At 57.2% G+C, this 19473-nt stretch carries 16 protein-coding genes; 6 read left to right on the top strand and 10 right to left on the bottom strand.

Annotated features, from left to right (window positions below; translation table 11 throughout):
- Positions 1–49 precede the first annotated feature (49 nt).
- On the top strand, positions 50–1870 hold the full coding sequence (locus USH94_RS06890; protein WP_111963902.1) for a chitinase: 1821 nt from the start codon (positions 50–52) through the stop codon (positions 1868–1870).
- Positions 1871–1937: 67 nt separating this feature from the next.
- Here USH94_RS06890 and USH94_RS06885 read toward each other — a convergent pair whose 3' ends face one another.
- The 4 genes from USH94_RS06885 to poxB all read right to left on the bottom strand — a co-directional run bounded on the left by USH94_RS06885 (position 1938) and on the right by poxB (position 7249).
- A complete protein-coding gene (locus USH94_RS06885) occupies positions 1938–2951 on the bottom strand; it encodes an NAD-dependent epimerase/dehydratase family protein (RefSeq protein ID WP_111963931.1) in 1014 nt (337 codons plus the stop codon).
- 92 nt (positions 2952–3043) lie between these two features.
- Positions 3044–4480 (bottom strand): SDR family oxidoreductase, encoded by a 1437-nt coding sequence (locus USH94_RS06880; RefSeq protein WP_111963903.1) that lies wholly within the window; start codon positions 4478–4480, stop codon positions 3044–3046.
- 10 nt (positions 4481–4490) lie between these two features.
- A complete protein-coding gene (ltaE, locus tag USH94_RS06875) occupies positions 4491–5492 on the bottom strand; it encodes a low-specificity L-threonine aldolase (protein ID WP_111963904.1) in 1002 nt (333 codons plus the stop codon).
- 38 nt (positions 5493–5530) lie between these two features.
- On the bottom strand, positions 5531–7249 hold the full coding sequence (gene poxB, locus USH94_RS06870; protein WP_041910648.1) for a ubiquinone-dependent pyruvate dehydrogenase: 1719 nt from the start codon (positions 7247–7249) through the stop codon (positions 5531–5533).
- 151 nt (positions 7250–7400) lie between these two features.
- Between poxB and USH94_RS06865 the strand changes: the two genes are divergently transcribed.
- Complete coding sequence (locus USH94_RS06865) at positions 7401–7835, top strand: DoxX family protein (RefSeq protein WP_111963905.1); 435 nt, start codon at positions 7401–7403, stop codon at positions 7833–7835.
- A gap of 88 nt (positions 7836–7923) precedes the next feature.
- Here the strand turns inward: USH94_RS06865 and hcr are convergent, their stop codons facing one another.
- From hcr to aqpZ, 4 genes are all read right to left on the bottom strand, one after another.
- Positions 7924–8892 (bottom strand): NADH oxidoreductase, encoded by a 969-nt coding sequence (hcr, locus tag USH94_RS06860; RefSeq protein ID WP_111963906.1) that lies wholly within the window; start codon positions 8890–8892, stop codon positions 7924–7926.
- A gap of 10 nt (positions 8893–8902) precedes the next feature.
- Positions 8903–10555, bottom strand: coding sequence for a hydroxylamine reductase (gene hcp, locus USH94_RS06855; RefSeq protein ID WP_033145071.1), 1653 nt, complete (start codon positions 10553–10555; stop codon positions 8903–8905).
- A 144-nt stretch (positions 10556–10699) separates the two neighbouring features.
- A complete protein-coding gene (locus USH94_RS06850) occupies positions 10700–11599 on the bottom strand; it encodes a lysine exporter LysO family protein (RefSeq protein ID WP_111963907.1) in 900 nt (299 codons plus the stop codon).
- Positions 11600–11769: 170 nt separating this feature from the next.
- Complete coding sequence (aqpZ, locus tag USH94_RS06845; RefSeq protein WP_008499998.1) at positions 11770–12465, bottom strand: aquaporin Z; 696 nt, start codon at positions 12463–12465, stop codon at positions 11770–11772.
- 288 nt (positions 12466–12753) lie between these two features.
- Here aqpZ and USH94_RS06840 point away from each other — a divergent pair, with 288 nt between their 5' ends.
- Entirely contained in the window at positions 12754–14412 is a 1659-nt protein-coding gene (locus USH94_RS06840; protein WP_111963908.1) for an ATP-dependent endonuclease, read from the top strand.
- Here the strand turns inward: USH94_RS06840 and USH94_RS06835 are convergent.
- Positions 14409–15365 (bottom strand): VirK/YbjX family protein, encoded by a 957-nt coding sequence (locus USH94_RS06835; protein ID WP_111963909.1) that lies wholly within the window; start codon positions 15363–15365, stop codon positions 14409–14411. The two genes, USH94_RS06840 and USH94_RS06835, sit on opposite strands and share 4 nt — an antisense overlap.
- A gap of 159 nt (positions 15366–15524) precedes the next feature.
- Here USH94_RS06835 and macA point away from each other — a divergent pair, with 159 nt between their 5' ends.
- Both macA and macB read left to right on the top strand, forming a co-directional pair.
- A complete protein-coding gene (gene macA, locus USH94_RS06830; RefSeq protein ID WP_111963910.1) occupies positions 15525–16640 on the top strand; it encodes a macrolide transporter subunit MacA in 1116 nt (371 codons plus the stop codon).
- Entirely contained in the window at positions 16637–18577 is a 1941-nt protein-coding gene (gene macB, locus USH94_RS06825; RefSeq protein WP_111963911.1) for a macrolide ABC transporter ATP-binding protein/permease MacB, read from the top strand. Before macA ends, macB begins: the two co-directional genes overlap by 4 nt.
- 70 nt (positions 18578–18647) lie before the next feature.
- Here macB and cspD read toward each other — a convergent pair whose 3' ends face one another.
- A complete protein-coding gene (gene cspD / locus USH94_RS06820) occupies positions 18648–18869 on the bottom strand; it encodes a cold shock-like protein CspD (RefSeq protein WP_008499993.1) in 222 nt (73 codons plus the stop codon).
- Between the two features lie 267 nt (positions 18870–19136).
- Here cspD and clpS point away from each other — a divergent pair, with 267 nt between their 5' ends.
- A complete protein-coding gene (clpS, locus tag USH94_RS06815) occupies positions 19137–19457 on the top strand; it encodes an ATP-dependent Clp protease adapter ClpS (RefSeq protein ID WP_006174393.1) in 321 nt (106 codons plus the stop codon).
- Positions 19458–19473 lie beyond the last annotated feature (16 nt).

The raw sequence follows: 19473 nt of genomic DNA, 5'->3' as shown, positions 1-19473 counted from the left end.
AAAAAATTAACTTTTATTGACCCTTAATATAATTAAGAGGACTATTGACATGAACAAAAGGACATTACTCAGTGTTCTTATCGCGGGCGCATGCGTTGCACCGTTTATGGCTCAGGCAACCCTGCTGCAGGCCAGCAGCGAACCTTACACCGTTAAGGCCAGCGATCTGCAGAAGAAAGAGCAGGAGTTGACCAACTTCCCGCTTATGGCTTCAGTGAAGTCAACCATCCGCACGCTGGACAACAGCCTGGTGGAACAAATTGAGCCGGGGAAATCGACAAACCCGGAAAACGTCAAGCGCGTGGAAGGGATTATCAAGGCCAGCGACTGGGATTACCTCTTCCCACTGCGTGCGCCGGAATATACTTACAGCAACTTCCTGAAAGCGGTCGGTAAATTCCCTGCACTGTGCCAGACCTATACCGATGGTCGTAACAGCGATGCCATCTGCCGTAAGTCTCTGGCAACCATGTTCGCGCACTTCGCGCAGGAAACCGGAGGCCACGAGTCCTGGCGTCCGGAACCCGAGTGGCGTCAGGCGCTGGTCTACGTGCGTGAGATGGGCTGGAGCGAAGGTCAGAAGGGCGGCTACAACGGTGAATGTAACCCGGATGTCTGGCAGGGTCAGACCTGGCCGTGCGGTAAAGACAAAGATGGCGATTTCGTTAGCTACTTTGGTCGCGGTGCGAAACAGCTCTCCTATAACTACAACTACGGCCCGTTCTCTGAAGCGATGTACGGCGACGTACGTGTACTGCTGGACAAACCTGAGCTGGTGGCGGACACCTGGCTGAACCTTGCTTCCGCGATCTTCTTCTTCGCCTACCCGCAGCCGCCAAAACCGAGCATGCTGCAGGTTATCGACGGCACATGGCAGCCGAACGATCACGATAAGGCGAATGGTCTGGTACCAGGCTTCGGCGTGACCACGCAGATCATCAACGGCGGCGTGGAGTGTGGCGGCCCGACTGAGATCGCCCAGTCTCAAAACCGTATCAAATATTACAAAGAGTTCGCCAACTACCTGAAAGTACCAGTTCCTTCTAACGAAGTGCTGGGCTGCGCCAACATGAAACAGTTCGACGAAGGCGGTGCCGGCGCGCTGAAGATCTACTGGGAACAGGACTGGGGATGGAGTGCGGATACTCCATCAGGCCAGACCTACTCTTGCCAGCTGGTGGGTTACCAGACGCCATTCTGCGCCTTTAAAGAGGGGGACTACACCAAATGCGTGAAGCATTACTTCAATGTGAACGTGGTGGGTGAAGACGGGACTTCCGACGGCGGTAACGTCACGCCAACCCCGGCGCCAACACCTACCCCGACCCCTGTCGACCCAACGGACGAAGGCAACACCACGCCGGTGCCAGACGATAATACGCCAGCGCCTGTAAACCATGCGCCAGTAGCAAAAATCTCCGGCCCGGTGGGAGCGGTTGAAGCGGGTAAATCAGTTTCTCTGAACGCGTCTGGCTCGACTGACGAAGACGGTAACCACCTGACTTATACCTGGACGGCTCCGAACGGCCAGACCGTAAGCGGCGAAGATAAAGCCATTATTACCTTCAATGCACCAGAAGTGGCAGCGGCGACGCAGTACCAGATCAACCTGACCGTCAGTGACGGCGAGCTGAGCAGCACCACCAGCTATATGCTGAACGTACAGCCTAAACAGGCCAGCGGCGGCCAGACCGGGACTTACCCGACCTGGACGTCCAAAACCAAATGGAAAGCAGGCGATATCGTTAACAACCGCGGCCAGCTGTTCCAGTGCAAACCTTACCCATACAGCGGCTGGTGCAATAACGCGCCATCCTACTACGAGCCTGGTAAAGGGATTGCATGGCAGGACGCGTGGACTGCGCTGTAATCAGCAAAATGACAAACGGCAACCTTGGGGTTGCCGCTTTTTTCATCGTAAAAATGCCGGACCCGATCTACCGAGGAAGTTTCCCGTGATCCCGCAGCCACGCCGCGGTGCGCATAATCCCTTCATCCAGCGTCACAATCGGTTTATACCCTAGCTCATTCTCCGCACGCGAAATATCCAGCGTGAAGTCAAAGTTAAGTTTAGAGACGCCGTAATGCGTCAGCGCAGGCTCTTTGGCTGATTTACTGCCAAAGCGCTCCATGCTGCGGGCAATCATATCCAGCATTGGATAGGGAACAGAACGGATACGGCAGTCGATCTGCAGCTCGTCAATTAAGCGCTGCACAATGCTGCGCAGCGTGCAGGGTTCGCCGTTAGTGATGTTGTAGGCGCGACCGGAGGTAAGCTTATCGCAGTCCGGCTGGCTTGCCAGCCACATGGCGTGAACGGCATTTTCGTAATAGGTCATATCGACCAGCGCATCGCCGCCGCGCGGCAGCAGCACGCTGCCGTAGTGGTGCATCATCTGCGCCAGACGCGGAATAAACACCTTATCGTGCGGCCCGAACAGGCTCTGCGGACGCAGGACCGTAAAGCGGGTATGCGGGTTTGACTGCGCCAGCAGGTCGATGACCTCTTCGCTGGCCGCCTTGCTGCGGGCAAACTCGCAGGCAAAGCGAGCAGGGCGGAAATCTTCCTGCACGTCACGATGGTGGTGATAGTCGAAATAGAGTGACGGTGACGAGATATGAATAAAGTTACGCACGCCCCAGGCAACGGCCCATTCACCCAGACGGCGGGTAGCCCGCACGTTGGCGAGATCGAAGGCTTCCTGGGTTCCCCACGGGGAGGTAAAACTGGAGCAGTGCCACAGCGTGTCGATACCGGCGAGCATCACTTTCGCCTGCGAGGAGACCAGCTCCGTCAGGTCGGCATGGACGAACTCTGCGCCCATTTTTTGCAGCAGTTTTCCCATCGCTTCGTTGCGACCGGTAGCCCTGACGCTGATGCCCTTGTTGCGCAGAAATTCGACCGCATTTCGGCCTAAGCCGCTGGTCGCCCCGGTAACCAGTACCTTCATATCAATCCACTGTGTTGAAAAGAATTTCGTGCGCATTCTTTCGTGAATTACGGCGCTATGCAATGGGAAAGGTGAAAGAAAGAGAGTTTTATTTAGATCTTTTCCGTCTTTTGTTCTGCCAGTTGCGCAATGCGTTTCGCCATCCCACGGAAGATAAACAGGTGGGCAGGGATCATCAACAGCCAGTAGAACAGACCCGGCATTCCGTGCGGATGCCACCAGGCGCGCACGTCCAGTTCACGATAATCCCCTTTGTCTTTCAGGGTAAAGCAGAGTCGACCCAGCCCCGGGGCTTTCATGCCGAACAGCAGCGCCAGCTGTTTTTCCGGCTCGACGATGATCACCTTCCAGCTGTCTACCGTGTCGCCCACCGCAAGATACGGGTTTGCCGGGCGGCCTTTTGCCAGCCTGTGGCCCACCAGCAGGTCCATCGCCCCGCGCGTTTGCCAGAGGATATTACCGAAGAAATACCGATCTTTGCCGCCAATCTGGTTCACCACTTCCCACAGCGCGGCCAGGCTGGCATTGGTTTTCACCGTGCAGCCCGCCTGTTTCGGGTAATAGCCGTATTCCGGGCGCCAGCGGGCAAACGCCTGAGCGTCGTAACCCCAGTCGCTGGAGTTCACCAGCTGTTCTTCTTCCTTGAGCGTTTTGCGCACGGCATCGTCAAAGCGGATCAGCTCCTGGGGAATGAGTGCCCGCAGTTCGCGATCGTCCGCCAGTAAATCGTGCTTCAGCCCCTGGATCAGCGCTTTGGCGGTCGTCGGCGGCACGGAGGTGATCACATTCAAAAACCACACCGAAATCCAGCGGGTCGGGAAGGGAATGGGGATCAGCCAGCGGCGGCGGCCGCTGACGCGCATGAAGTGTTCGAACTGCTCCTGATAGCTCAGCACTTCCGGGCCTGCCGCCTCCAGCACGCGGTGCTGCTCCGCCGGGCGATCCAGCAGGGCTACCAGATAATGCAGCAGGTTCTCCAGCGCAATCGGCGTGGTGCGCGAACGCACCCAGCGCGGCGGCGTGAGTACCGGCAGGTTGTAGACCATATCGCGCATCACTTCGAAGGCGGCGGAGCCTGCGCCAACGATGATCCCGGCGCGCAGTTCGGTGACGGGAATATTGGCGCCGCGCAGGGTCTCGGCCGTCAGATGGCGGGCACGCAGATGATCGGATTGCTCATGCTCGGGAGCCTGAAGCGAGCTTAAAAAAATCACCTGCTTAACCGGGGTTTGCAGCAGTGCATCGCGGACGTTCATCGCCACCTGTCGCTCATGGGCGATGAAATCCCCGCCTTCGCCCATGCTGTGCACCAGGTAGTAAAGCGTGTCGACCCCTTCCAGCAGGGCGGGAAGTTCCTTCGGCCAGTTGAGGTCAACGCTGTGGCAGGTAACGCCAGGCAAACCGAGTTTTTGCAGGCGTTCGGTGTTGCGTGCCGCAGCCAGCACCTGATGTCCCTGCTGGCTTAACGCCGCGGTGAGATGCTGACCGATATACCCGCTGGCGCCGAGCACCAGAATGCGTTGCGGCACGTGATGCTCCTTATCGCTGTAAAAACGCCTGCCAGTGTTTCACCACGTCCGCCAGCTGTTCGCGGCTCACGTCGAGATGCATGACCAGGCGCACGACAGGCGAGGCGTTGATCAGCACGCCACGTGTTTTCATAAATTCGCCAAGCGCAGCGGCGCGATCCTCGCCCACGCGGACGAACAGCATGTTGGTGTCGTGGCGCATCACGTCGGCGCCAATCTCGCGCAGCTGCGCCGCCATCCACGCGGCGTTGTCGTGATCGTCCTTCAGACGCGCCACGTTGTTTTTCAGGGCATACAGCCCAGCAGCCGCCAGAATACCCGCCTGACGCATCCCGCCGCCGGTCATTTTGCGCCAGCGGTTGGCGCGCTTGATGTAGTCCGTATTGCCAACCAGCAGTGAACCTACAGGCGTGCCCAGTCCTTTTGACAGGCAGATAGTGAACGAGTCGCAGTATTGCGTAATCTCTTTCAGCTCGCAGCCATACTCCACTACGGCGTTAAAGATACGCGCGCCGTCCACGTGCAGGCCGAGTTTACGCTCGCGGGTAAATTCCCACGCCGCCTTCAGGTACTCGCGCGGCAGCACTTTGCCGTTGTGGGTGTTTTCGAGGCTGAGCAGTTTAGTGCGGGCGAAGTGAATATCGTCGGCTTTGATTTTCGCCGCGACTTTATCGAGCGGCAGGGAGCCGTCCGGCGCGGCGTCAATCGGCTGCGGCTGAATGCTGCCGAGCACGGCCGCACCGCCGGCTTCGTAGAGATAGTTATGCGCGCCCTGGCCGACGATATACTCTTCACCTCGCTCGCAGTGGCTGAGTAGCGCGACCAGGTTCGCCTGTGTGCCTGTCGGCATAAACAGGGCGGCCTCCTTGCCGCTCAGTTCTGCCGCATAGCGCTGCAGTTCGTTTACCGTCGGATCGTCACCGTAGACGTCGTCCCCGACCGGAGCGGCCATCATCTCTTCGAGCATGGCCCGACTCGGGCGGGTAACGGTATCACTGCGTAAATCAATCATTTCACATCCCTTTAATTTAAGAGGTCATGCGAAATGTTTTACCTGAGCCAGTTGGTTTTTGCCAGTTCGATCACCTCGTCGCCTCGGCCGCTGATGATCGCGCGCAGCATGTACAGGCTAAAGCCTTTGGCCTGCTCAAGCTTGATCTGCGGCGGGATCGCCAGCTCTTCTTTGGCGACGACGACATCCACCAGCACCGGGCCGTCGATGGAGAAGGCGCGCTGCAGGGCTTCATCCACCTCGGAGGCTTTCTCCACGCGAATACCGGTGATGCCGCATGCCTCGGCGATGCGCGCGAAGTTGGTGTCGTGCAGCTCGGTACCGTCCGTGAGATAGCCTCCGGCCTTCATCTCCATCGCTACGAAGCCCAGCACGCTGTTGTTAAATACCACGATTTTTAGCGGGAGCTTCATCTGTACCACCGACAGGAAATCCCCCATCAGCATGCTGAACCCGCCGTCGCCGCACATCGCCACCACCTGACGCTCCGGCGCCGTGGCTTTTGCGCCCAGCGCCTGCGGCATGGCGTTGGCCATCGAGCCGTGGTTGAACGAGCCGAGCAGGCGACGCTTGCCGTTCATCTTCAGATAGCGTGCCGCCCAGACGGTTGGCGTGCCCACGTCGCAGGTAAAAATGGCGTCGTCGTCCGCGAAATGGCTGATTTGCTGCGCCAGGTACTGCGGGTGAATGGCTTTGTCGCTTGGTTTTGCGAGGTCGTCCAGCCCCTTGCGGGCATCGCGATAGTCGCTTAGCGCCTTATCAAGGAACTTGCGGTCGGTTTTCTCTTCCAGCAGCGGCAGCAGGGCTGCAAGGGTAGATTTGATATCGCCCACCAGCGCCATATCGACCTTGCTGTGCGCGCCGATACTGGCAGGGTTGATATCAATCTGAATGATTTTGGCATCCGTCGGGTAGAACGCGCGATACGGGAACTGGGTACCAAGCAGGATCAGCGTGTCGGCGTTCATCATGGTATGGAAGCCGCTGGAAAAACCGATCAGTCCGGTCATGCCAACATCGTAGGGGTTGTCGTACTCGACGTGCTCTTTGCCGCGCAGGGCGTGGACAATCGGGGCTTTCAGCTTTCCGGCAAATTCCAGCAGCTCCTTGTGCGCGCCAGCGCAGCCGCTGCCGCACATCAGGGCGATATTGCTGGAGTAACGCAGCAGCTGCGCCAGCTTTTTCAGCTCCTCTTCTGCTGGTGTGACGACGGGCTGCGGGGCGTGATACCAGTGAGTGCTGGCCCCTTCCGGCGCAGCCTTGAGGGCCACATCGCCCGGAATAACGACCACAGAAACGCCGCGATTCAGCACGGCTTTACGCATGGCGATCGCCAGCACCTGAGGGATCTGCTCCGGGGATGAAACCAGTTCGCAATAGTGGCTGCATTCACGGAACAGCTCCTGCGGATGCGTCTCCTGAAAATAGCCGCTGCCGATTTCGGACGAGGGGATGTGGGCGGCAATCGCCAGCACCGGCACGTGATTGCGGTGACAGTCGAAGAGACCGTTGATCAGATGAAGGTTACCCGGTCCGCACGAGCCCGCACACACGGCCAGTTCACCCGTAAGCTGCGCTTCAGCGCCTGCGGCGAAGGCGGCAACCTCTTCATGGCGGGTCGGCATCCATTCGATGGTCTTCATCTTGTTAAGGCTGTCGCTGAGTCCGTTCAGGGAGTCGCCGGTGACGCCCCAGATACGTTTTACGCCAGCCTGTTCGAGCGTTTTCGCTATATATGCAGCCACGGTTTGTTTCATGGTTGTCCGTCTCCTTTTTGTGATAACGCTTACAAGCTTAGAAGAAAGTCTCCGTATTGCCCGTCGTATCCCCACAATTAAAAGGTGCTTTTCACGCGCAATTATTCGGCATAATCTGGCAGTGTCTCAGTTAAAACAGGAATAATTTCAAATGTTTAAATCATTGTTAATTGCTGTTAATGAAAAGCTATCTTGCGACGATCTTGGCAAACTCTTGTTACGACTTGCCGTCGGCGGGCTGATGCTTTTTCACGGTTTGCACAAGCTTTTTGGCGGCGTGGGGTTTATCAGCGGCATGCTGGTGGAAAAAGGGCTGCCGGGATTTATCGCCTACGGCGTGTTGGTTGGCGAAGTCGTGGCGCCGATCCTGATTATTGTCGGGTTGTTTACGCGGCCGGCCGCGCTGGTACTGGCGTTTACGATGATTGTGGCGTGGCTGATGGTGGGAATGGGTGAAACGTTCGCCCTTGATAAGGTTGGGGCATGGGCGATTGAAAGCCTGGTGTACTTCTTTATCGGCTCGCTGGCTGTCGCGTTTTTAGGGGCAGGGCGGTTTGCGCTGGGTAAAGCGCCCGCGTGGCGGTAAAATTGTTGGTCGGGTAAACGCAGTACCGCCCGGCAAAAAAGCCCGGTGGCGCTGACGCTTACCGGGCCTACGAACGAACGTTTATCGTTTATGCGAGGATCAAATCCCCCTGCGGATGGCACGAGCACGCCAGCACGTAACCCTCGGCAATTTCCGCGTCGGACAGCGTCATGGTGCTGGTGACGGTGTACTCACCGGAAACCACTTTGGTTTTACAGCAGCCACACACGCCAGCACGACAGGCAGCCGCTACCGGCACCTTGTTGCTTTCCAGCGCCTCCAGCAGCGTGGTCCCCACGCGGCCAAAGAAGGTCTGGGCAGGCTGCAGTTTGGTGAACCTAACGCCGCTGCTTGCCGCTTCCGCCACCGGCGTGAAGAACTGCTCTTTGAAGAAACGGGTTACGCCAAGCGCTTTCACTTCTTCTTCCACGATAGCCATGTACGGCGCCGGGCCGCAGGTCATCACCGTTCGGTTCGCAACATCCGGCACGCTTTGCAGCAGCTCGCGGCTCAGGCGACCAGGCACAAAACCGTGGGTCGCGTTGTGCTCAGCCACCAGCGTCACCGGGTATTCACGCCACTCCTCGGCAAAAATCACATCTTCCGGGGAACGGACGCTGAAGATCGTCTGCACGTCGGCCTGGGGGCGGTTCTTCGCCAGCCAGCGGCGCATTGACATAATCGGCGTTACGCCACAGCCCGCCGCCAGCAGCAGGAATTTATCGTCAGCTTTGTCGTCACAGGTGAATTCCCCCTGCGCGTCGGACAGCCAGATGTAATCCCCGCGTTTCACGTCCTGCGTCAGCCACTGGGAGCCCGCGCCGTCGTCAATGCGGCGGACGGTGAGCGTAATGTATTCGCTCACGCCCGGCGTCGAGGAGATCGTGTAGGCGCGCAGGGTGTCCGCCGAATTGCGAATGCTGACCAGCGCATACTGGCCTGCACGATATGGATAGTAGTCATGGCACAACAGCGACAGAGTCCACACATCCGGCGTCTCCTGATGGATGTGATGAACCTGCATCCGCCACGGGCATAGTGAGGTTGGCATGGTCATGAATCCCTCCTTACGCGCTCAGCAGCTGCTTCATATCGTCTTCAACGTTGGTCACGGAACGCAGACCGAATTTCTCGTTCAGCACGGCCAGCAGGTCCGGCGTCAGGAAGCCTGGCGCGGTCGGTCCGGTCACGATGTTGGTGACGCCAAGAGAGAGCAGGGTCAGCAGGATGACAATCGCTTTCTGCTCAAACCATGACAGCACCAGGGACAGAGGCAGATCGTTCACGCCGCAGCCCAGTTTCTCCGCCAGGGTGACCGCCAGAATGATGGCCGAGTAAGCATCGTTACACTGGCCCGCATCAATCAGGCGCGGCAGGCCTTCGATATCGCCGAAGTCCAGCTTGTTGAATCGGTATTTACCGCACGCCAGGGTCAGGATCAGGCAGTCTTCCGGCACGCTGGTGGCGAAATCGGTGAAGTAGTTACGCTCGCCGCGCGCGCCGTCGCAGCCGCCGACGAGGAAGATGTGGCGCAGCTTTTCACGGCTGACGAGATCGATCAGTGAATCGGCGGCGCCGAGAAGCGTCTCGCGACCGAAGCCGACGGTGATCAGGTGCGGGATCTCGCTGTACGGGAAGCCCGCCATCTGCTGCGCCTGGGCGATAACCGGACCGAAATCATCACCTTCAAGATGGCTCACGCCCGGCCAGCCGACGATGCTGCGGGTCCAGATGCGGTCATCGTACGCGCCGACGGTAGGGTCGATGATGCAGTTAGATGTCATCACGATAGGGCCCGGGAAGCGGGCGAACTCAACCTGCTGATTCTGCCAGCCGCTGCCGTAGTTACCGATCAGATGCTTAAATTTACGCAGCTCCGGGTAGCCGTGCGCGGGCAGCATTTCACCGTGGGTATAAACGTTAACGCCGGTGCCTTCGGTTTGCTTCAGCAGGTTGTAGAGATCTTTCAGGTCGTGACCGGAGATCAGGATGCACTTGCCTTCGGTAGCCTTGACGTTGACCTGCGTTGGCGTCGGGTGGCCGTAGGTGCTGGTTTCACCGGCGTCCAGAATGCTCATCACCCTGAAGTTCATCTGGCCGATTTCCATTGAGCACTCAAGCAGGGCATTCATATCGGCAGGCCAGGTGCCCAGCCACGCCATGATTTTGTGGTACTGCGCATAAATCTCATTGTCGTACTGACCCAGAACGTGCGCGTGCTCCATATACGCCGCAGCGCCTTTCAGGCCGTACAGGCACAGCAGGCGCAGGCCGAGAATGTTCTCCCCAATCGCCGCTTTGTCTTTGTTCGGGGTGAATTCTGCCGCCTGGCGCTGGAGGTCGCCGAGATCGTCGCTGACCAGCTGAAGTTCTGACATCGGGTTTTCCACGCGGGCGCTGGCATCCGCCTTCAGACACTGTGCCTTCAGCGCTTCACGCAGGGCAATCGCTTCGCGGGCGTAGCCGACAATGCGCGGAGAGTCGAAGTTAACGTTGGTCAGCGTGGAGAAAAACGCGCGCGGGGCGAAGCTGTCGACGTAGTGGTCGACTATGCCGTATTCGCGGGCTTTGAACGCCCAGGCGGAAAGGCCTTGCAGAGCCGCAATCAGCAGGTCCTGCAGGTCAGATGTTTCTGCGGTTTTGCCGCACATACCCTGTGCGTAGGAGCAGCCGTTGCCTGCCGGGGTACGGATGGTTTGTTCACATTGCACACAAAACATAATCACACCTGTTAAAGTTATATTTGATATACATGTTTAAGGTTATGCTCGTGCCGGAACGGTGAAAAGGGCTTTCTGCTACAAAATAGAGGGAGATTGATTTAGCGCAATTTTGGCGGCAGGAAACCTACCGCCAAAGAAGTATCAGGCTGAGAAAAAGGCCATCAGAACCGGAACCAGGAGGCTTAAAATGAAGCCGTGAACGATAGCCGCGGGCACCATCTCCAGCCCGCCGGAGCGTTGTAATACCGGCAGGGTAAAGTCCATCGACGTCGCACCGCACAGGCCCAGCGCGGTAGAACGACTGCGGCGAACCAGGCTCGGGATCAGCATGATGGCGATCAGCTCTCGCGCCAGATCGTTAAAGAAGGCAGCGCTGCCGATCACCGGGCCGAATGATTCAGTAAGCAGAATACCGGAGAGGGAGTACCAGCCAAAACCTGATGCCATCGCCAGGCCGGTTTTCAGCGGCAGATCGAGCACAAAGGCATTAATGACGCCCGCCACCATTGAACTGGCGACAACAATGACGGCAACCATCATTCCCCGACGGTTCAGGACAATTTGCCTCAGGGTCATGCCATTATTTCGCAGCTGAATACCAATAAGGAACAGCAGGAAGATCAGCGTATATTCGCTGGCCTCAGTTGCGTGCTGCAAAAAAGCCCAACCGGTCAGCCCAAGAAGAAAACCGAGCACCACCACGCCGCATAATTTTAACGATTCAAGCGCCATTGCAATTCGAGAAGGAAGCTTTTCCTGATGATGGTGATTTTTCCATGGAATAGTGCGTTCCAGCCACAGCAGCGCGGCAATATTGCACAGCAAAATAACGACTACGGTGACGACAGAATAATGGAGAATTGAGAGTAAATTCGCTGACAGGTTGTCCAGAAATGCCAGGCTAATCCCCATAAAGAAAAGTATCACGTAGACAATCCAGCTGAGGAATCGATTAATGAGCCTTAATGCGGATTCACGATGGAGCGGAATAAGATAGCCCACGATCAAGGGCAACAAAATGATGAGGAGTCCTGAAAACATGAACAGCCGGTCCTTTTTGAGTATCGGTTAAGCGCCAGTGACACTACCCAATAAAGGCTGTTCAGTAAAGCGGCAAAAGAGAGCCGGGTAGCGGCTGCGCCTTACCCGGCCTACAAGTGCATTCTCACGTAGGTCGGGTAAGCGTTAGCGCCACCCGACACCGCGAGCAATTAATCGCGTTTTTCCAGCAGGGTGCGGTACAGCACGCCGCCCAGGATACCACCGATAATTGGCATCACCCAGAACAGCCACAGCTGCTCAAGCGCCCAGCCGCCCTGGAAGATGGCGACGGCGGTACTGCGTGCCGGGTTAACGGAGGTGTTGGTGACCGGAATAGAAATCAGGTGGATAAGCGTCAGCGCCAGACCAATGGCAATCGGGGCAAAACCAGCTGGCGCATGTTTGTCGGTTGCGCCGTGGATCACCAGCAGGAAGCCGGCGGTCAGCACAATTTCAATCACGATGGCAGACAACATGGAGTAGCCGCCCGGAGAATGCTCGCCGAAGCCGTTAGAGGCAAAGCCGCTGGCCGCCGCGTCGAACCCGGCTTTACCGCTGGCAATTACGTACAGAACGCCAGCCGCAATAATACCGCCAACCACCTGCGCCACAATATAACCAATTACCTCTTTCGCCGGAAAACGACCGCCGGCCCATAAACCTAATGTCACGGCCGGGTTAAAATGACCGCCGGAAATATGCCCGACGGCAAACGCCATGGTTAACACGGTTAAACCAAAAGCCAGCGCGACGCCGACAAAACCAATGCCTAATTCCGGGAATGCTGCTGCCAGAACGGCACTACCGCAGCCACCAAATACCAGCCAGAATGTACCAAAGCATTCTGCTGCCAATTTTCTAAACATAACCACCTCAAAAATTTCCGCACGCTTTCCCGCGCGCGGGATATATCGCCATAAAGGGATGACGACTCGAAGAGCCCGTATTTTAGAAACCAACAACATCCCTTCGCCACTTAAATAAATTCGATTAATTTGATTTAAGGCAATGTGATGTCAATCCTTGTTCAAATCAGCGGTAAATAGAGCATAGACCAATTCTTGTAAGGGTGAATGTTATGCTGTCGTGACAGAGCACCTCCCGCTATACTGCTGATAACTTGAAGGAAAAAGTGATCATTTGTCGGGGGATTTATGCTTCTCGAACGTGTGGAAATTGTCGGGTTTCGCGGTATTAACCGCCTGTCACTGCAGCTGGAGCAAAACAACGTCCTGATCGGCGAGAACGCGTGGGGCAAGTCCAGCCTGCTGGATGCATTGACGCTACTGCTTTCGCCCGAGGACGATCTGTATCACTTTGTCCGCGACGATTTCTGGTTTCCACCCGGCGACGTGACGGGGCGCGAGAAGCACCTGCACATCATCCTGACGTTCCGCGAATCCGAGCCCGGACGTCACCGCGTGCGTCGCTTCCGCCCGCTGTCACCCTGTTGGGTGCCGTGCGATGACGGTTTTCAACGGATTTTCTACCGGCTGGAAGGTGAGATGGCGGAGAACGAGGGGGTACTCACCCTGCGTGATTTTCTCGATGAGAAAGCTAACCCCATCCCGCTGGACAATATCGACGATCTGGCCCGTCACCTGATCCGTCTGACGCCTGTGTTACGCCTGCGCGATGCGCGTTTTATGCGGCGTATTCGTAACGGTACCGTACCCAATATGCCGGAAGTGGAAGTCACCGCCCGCGAGCTGGATTTTCTGGCAAGAGAGCTGGTGTCGCGTCCGCAGAATCTTACTGATGGCCAAATTCGTCAGGGGTTGTCCGCAATGGTACAGCTTCTGGAGCACTATTTTTCCGAACAGGGAACGTCTGAGTCGCGCCATCGCCTGATGCGCCGCCGCTCTCATGATGAGCAGCGAAGCTGGCGTTATCTCGACATCATTAACCGGATGATCGACCGGCCCGGAGGTCGTACCCATCGGGTGATTCTGCTGGGGCTGTTTTCAACGCTTCTGCAGGCCAAAGGCACCGTTCGTCTTGACCGGGACGCCCGGCCGCTGCTGCTGGTGGAAGACCCGGAAACGCGCCTCCATCCCATCATGCTCTCCGTGGCATGGCATCTGCTGAATCTGCTGCCGCTCCAGCGTGTCACGACCACCAATTCCGGGGAGCTATTATCGCTGACGCCGGTAGAACACGTCTGTCGCCTGGTGCGTGAATCCTCCCGCGTCTCCGCTTTCCGGCTTGGGCCGGGCGGTTTGAACGCGGAAGACGGGCGGCGCATCGCTTTCCATATTCGCTTTAACCGGGCGTCGTCGCTCTTTGCCCGCTGCTGGCTGCTGGTTGAGGGGGAAACGGAAACCTGGGTCATCAACGAACTGGCGCGCCAGTGCGGCCACCATTTTGATGCGGAAGGCATCAAGGTTATCGAGTTCGCCCAGTCGGGATTAAAGCCACTGATAAAATTTGCCCGCCGGATGGGGATCGAGTGGCACGTTCTGGTCGACGGCGATGAGGCTGGCAAAAAATATGCCTCGACCGTGCGAAGCCTGCTGAGTAACGAGCGAGAGGAAGAGCGCGACCATTTAACTATGCTGCCCGCCATGGACATGGAACACTTTATGTATCGTCAGGGGTTTGACGACGTATTCCACCGAATTGCCATGGTGCCGGTCGATGTCCCGATGAATATGCGGCGCGTGATCGCCAAAGCTATTCATCGTTCCTCAAAACCGGATTTAGCCATTGAAGTGGCGACGGAGGCGGGGAGGCGGGGCGTGGAGGCTGTACCGACCCTGTTGCGGAAGATGTTCTCCCGCGTGCTGTGGCTGGCTCGCGGGAGAGCAGATTAACGTTGGGTCGCCTGTTTCACCTGCTGAATCAGGCTATCCAGCAGCTCGTAGCGGCGGCGATATTCGGAACGCTTTTTGCTGGCGATCTCTTCCATCGGTTTACGCGGCATGACGAGCGGCAGCATAAAGTTACCGCTGTCCTGCTTTTCACCGCCGATGGAGATCCAGAAACTGTCGTAATCGGCCAACAGTTTCCCCTCTTTTTTCTTGCGGTAGCGCCAGCTGCGATAAATGTGCGTATCGTTACTGACGGCGACAATTTGCTCTACCGGGAACGCGGCGCCGAGGGTCATGGCGGCCTCGACCAGCAGACGTTTCGGGAACAGGCCATGGCAGGCTTTCGTCGCACCCTGGATCAGCTCATGCGGAACATGCGCTTTTGCGCCCTGCAAACCGCCAATGAACAGCGTCGATTTTCCCTCAAACTGGCAGAGGGTAAAGGTCATCTCCGCCAGCGCCGTATTTTGACCGTCACAGAAAACGAGGGTAGCTTCTCCCTCTTTATCCATAAACGCATCGGCACACAGACGGACGGTAAATTGCTGTTCATCTTTTCCGGTTAAGGTCAGCAGAGTCACGCCCTGCTTTGAAAGATAACCACTGGTCAGCTTTGCCGGCAGCTGGCGACACATCATCTGATAGTGCCATGACAGCGATTCCAGCGTACGCTGTCTATCCATATTGACCGTCAACCACGGACGATGAAGGCGGCAGGGCAGTCCCGGCTGAACCTGGAGCATTTGCATCAGGTGCGGATGTTCTGCAAGGTCAGACAGCAGGCGAGCGGTGCTGAGCGGTGTCGCCAGTGAACGCAGCATGAACTTACGTCTGTAGGCGGTTTTTTCCCATGCCAGCCCGGGCGCGATCTCACCGAAAGCCAGTTTTTTGAAGAGTTGCCAGCCGGATTTAGGCTGCGGCAGGTTTGAAAGTGATGTGTCGACGATAGAAGACATGGTAGATCCTGATCCTTTTGGAATATCGCTATTTCAACAGGAGAAATGTCAACGTCTCGTAAACAAATTAGGGCGATTTCAGAGAACAGGGGTTTCGTTGAGGAGTCGTTTAGATAGAATCAACATTTATAATTGCCAGAACATTTATTTGGAATATTTATGAATATCAAGGGAAAACGCAGAACGCTGTTTCTGCTGCTGGCGGTCGTGGTTTTAGCCGGTGGGTACTGGCTATGGCAGGTGCTGAATGCGCCGGTGCCGCAGTATCAGACACTGATTGTTCGCCCGGGGGAACTGCAGCAAAACGTCCTTGCGACGGGCAAGCTTGACGCTTTGCGCAAGGTTGACGTCGGCGCGCAGGTTAGCGGCCAGCTGAAAACGCTGTCGGTTGAGATTGGCGATAAGGTGAAAAAAGGCCAGCTGCTCGGCGTTATCGACCCTGAGCAGGCTGAGAACCAGATCCGCGAGGTGGAAGCCACGCTGATGGAGCTGCGCGCGCAGCGTGCGCAGGCGCTGGCAGAACGTAACCTGGCGCAGGTGACGCTGACCCGACAGCAGGCGCTGGCCAAAACCCAGGCGATTTCGAAGCAGGATTTAGACACGGCCACCACGGAACTGGCGGTGAAACAGGCGCAGATTGGCACGATTGACGCGCAAATCAAGCGCAATCAGGCCTCGCTGGATACGGCGAAAACCAACCTCGACTACACCAAAATCGTTGCGCCGATGGCGGGTGAAGTGACCCAGATCACTACGCTGCAGGGCCAGACGGTGATTGCCGCGCAGCAGGCGCCAAACATTCTGACGCTGGCGGACATGAGCACTATGCTGGTCAAAGCCCAGGTTTCAGAGGCGGATGTTATCCATCTTAAGCCGGGACAGAACGCCTGGTTTACGGTGCTGGGCGATCCGCAGACGCGCTACGAAGGCGTGCTGAAAGACATTCTGCCGACGCCGGAAAAAGTTAACGACGCTATTTTTTACTATGCCCGCTTTGAGGTGCCAAACCCGCAGGGCGTGCTGCGTCTGGACATGACCGCACAGGTGCATATCCAGCTGACCGGCGTGAAGAACGTGCTGACCATTCCGCTCTCCGCGCTCGGCGAATCCGCCGGGGATAGCCGTTATAAAGTGAAAGTGCTGCGCAACGGCGAAACGCGCGAGCGTGAGGTTGTGATAGGCGCGCGCAACGACACCGACGTGGTGGTGGTGAAAGGACTGGAAGAGGGCGAGGAGGTTGTTGTCAGCGAAAGCCTGCCCGGAGCCGCCAAATGACGGCGCTGCTTGAGCTGAAGGACATTCGTCGCAGCTATCCGTCGGGCGACGGCCCGGTGGAGGTGCTGAAGGGCATCTCCCTGCGCGTGGAGGCGGGCGAGATGGTGGCGATTGTCGGGGCATCGGGTTCCGGTAAATCGACGCTGATGAACATTCTCGGCTGTCTGGATAAACCCACCAGCGGCACGTACCGCGTGGCCGGAACGGATGTCTCCACGCTGGACGGCGACGCGCTGGCGAAGCTGCGCCGGGAACATTTCGGCTTTATCTTCCAGCGTTACCATCTGCTTTCTCATCTTAATGCGGCGCAGAACGTTGAAGTGCCCGCGGTGTATGCGGGCGTCGAGCGGAAAAAGCGACTTGAACGCGCGCAGATGCTGCTGACGCGTCTGGGGCTGGCGGAGCGGGTGGAATACCAGCCCTCGCAGCTGTCCGGCGGCCAGCAGCAGCGCGTGAGTATTGCCCGTGCCCTGATGAACGGCGGGCAGGTGATCCTCGCGGATGAGCCGACCGGGGCGCTCGACAGCCATTCCGGCGAAGAGGTGATGGCGATCCTGCACCAGCTTCGCGATCGGGGGCACACCGTCATCATCGTGACCCACGATCCGCAGGTGGCGGCGCAGGCGGAGCGCATAATTGAGATCCGCGACGGCGAGCTGGTCAGCAACCCGCCGCCGCGTGAGCCCAGGGCTGCGGCGCCGAAAGAAGCGCTGCCGGCATCAACCGGCTGGGGGCAGTTCTCCAGCGGCTTTTGCGAAGCGCTGACCATGGCCTGGCTGGCGATGGCGGCCAACAAAATGCGTACCCTGCTGACGATGCTCGGCATCATTATCGGTATCGCCTCGGTGGTGTCGATCGTGGTGGTGGGCGACGCGGCCAAGCAGCTGGTGCTGGCAGATATCCGCGCTATTGGCACCAATACCATTGACGTCTATCCCGGCAAAGACTTTGGCGACGACGAGCCGCAGTATCAACAGGCACTGAAATACGACGACCTGGCGGCCATTCAGAAGCAGCCATGGGTCAACTCCGCCACGCCTGCGGTGTCGCAGAACCTGCGTCTGCGCGTGGGTAATGTTGACATGGCAGCCAGCGCGAACGGCGTGAGCGGAGACTACTTCAACGTCTACGGTATGACCTTCAGCGAAGGCGCCACCTTCAACGCCGAGCAGCTGGCGGGCAGGGCGCAGGTGGTGGTGCTGGACGCGAATTCGCGCAGACAGCTCTTCCCCAATAAAGCCAACGTGGTGGGCGAAGTGATCCTGGTCGGCAACATGCCTGCCACGGTTATCGGCGTGGCGGAAGAGAAGCAGTCGATGTTTGGCAGCAGCAAGATCCTGCGCGTCTGGCTGCCCTATACCACCATCTCCGGGCGGATTATGGGGCAGTCCTGGCTCAACTCCATCACCGTGCGCGTGAAGGAGGGCTACGACAGCGCGCTGGCCGAACAGCAGCTTGAGCGGCTGTTAACCCTGCGCCACGGGAAGAAAGATTTCTTCACCTGGAATATGGACGGCCTCTTGAAAACGGCGGAAAAGACCACACGTACTCTTCAGCTGTTCCTCACGCTGGTGGCGGTGATTTCGCTGGTCGTCGGCGGTATCGGGGTGATGAACATCATGCTGGTGTCGGTAACCGAACGTACCCGGGAGATTGGCATCCGCATGGCGGTCGGGGCCCGGGCCAGCGACGTGCTGCAGCAGTTTTTGATTGAAGCCGTGCTGGTGTGTCTGGTCGGCGGTGCGATGGGGATTGCGCTCTCGATGATGATCGCCTTCGCGCTCCAGCTCTTTTTACCCGGCTGGGAAATTGGCTTCTCGCCGGTGGCCATTATTACCGCATTCTTGTGTTCAACCTTTACCGGCATTTTGTTTGGCTGGTTGCCCGCCCGCAACGCGGCGCGGCTGGATCCGGTGGACGCGCTGGCTCGGGAATAACCCGAAAATAAAAATGCCAGCCGATCGGGCTGGCATTTTGACTGCGGGATGTACACAATAAAACAGAGAGCTATGCAACCGTCTCAGCTTCAATGGGGACGATAAGGCTGGCATGATTGCCTTTTGGTCCCTGGTGAACATCGAACCGGACGGACTGCCCGGCTTTGAGCGTTCTGTAACCATCCATCTGAATGGTGGAATAGTGAGCGAAGATATCCTCGCCGCCGCCTTCGGGGCAGATGAAGCCAAACCCTTTGGCGTTGTTGAACCACTTAACAGTACCCATTTCCATGCTTCGACATCCTTCGTAAATCTTATAAGTTAAGATGGAATGAACCGGTGGTGGAGTGGGGGCTGTTCAAAACCTCGCCATCTCACGCTTGTACAATTTAGAGAAACGAAAGAAGTCGTCAAGCGTTTGGCGCTGGAGATGGGACAATAATCAACCAAAGTTTGAAGCAGTTAACGCTATTGCAACAGTTTGTGACAGACATCGCGGATGACAGTAATAGATGATTGTTATCTAACATCTGAGGTAGATTCAAAGTGGTTATGCATAATGGGTAAGACCAACGATTGGCTGGATTTTGACCAGCTGGCGGAAGACAAAGTGCGCGACGCGCTAAAACCGCCATCTATGTATAAAGTTATGTTAATGAACGATGATTACACGCCGATGGAATTTGTTATTGACGTGCTACAAAAGTTCTTTTCTTATGATGTAGAACGTGCAACGCAACTGATGCTTACCGTTCATTATCGTGGCAAAGCTATCTGCGGCATCTTCACAGCCGAAGTGGCGGAAACCAAAGTGGCGATGGTGAACGACTATGCGAGGGAGAACGAGCATCCGTTGCTGTGTACGCTGGAAAAGGCCTGATAAGGCATAAAATTGG

The organism is Enterobacter sp. 148H3 (genome assembly GCF_034107425.1).
Classification (GTDB): domain Bacteria; phylum Pseudomonadota; class Gammaproteobacteria; order Enterobacterales; family Enterobacteriaceae; genus Enterobacter; species Enterobacter vonholyi.
The sequence above is the reverse complement of the archived record's forward strand: the minus strand, read 5'-3'. Positions and strand labels throughout refer to the sequence as shown.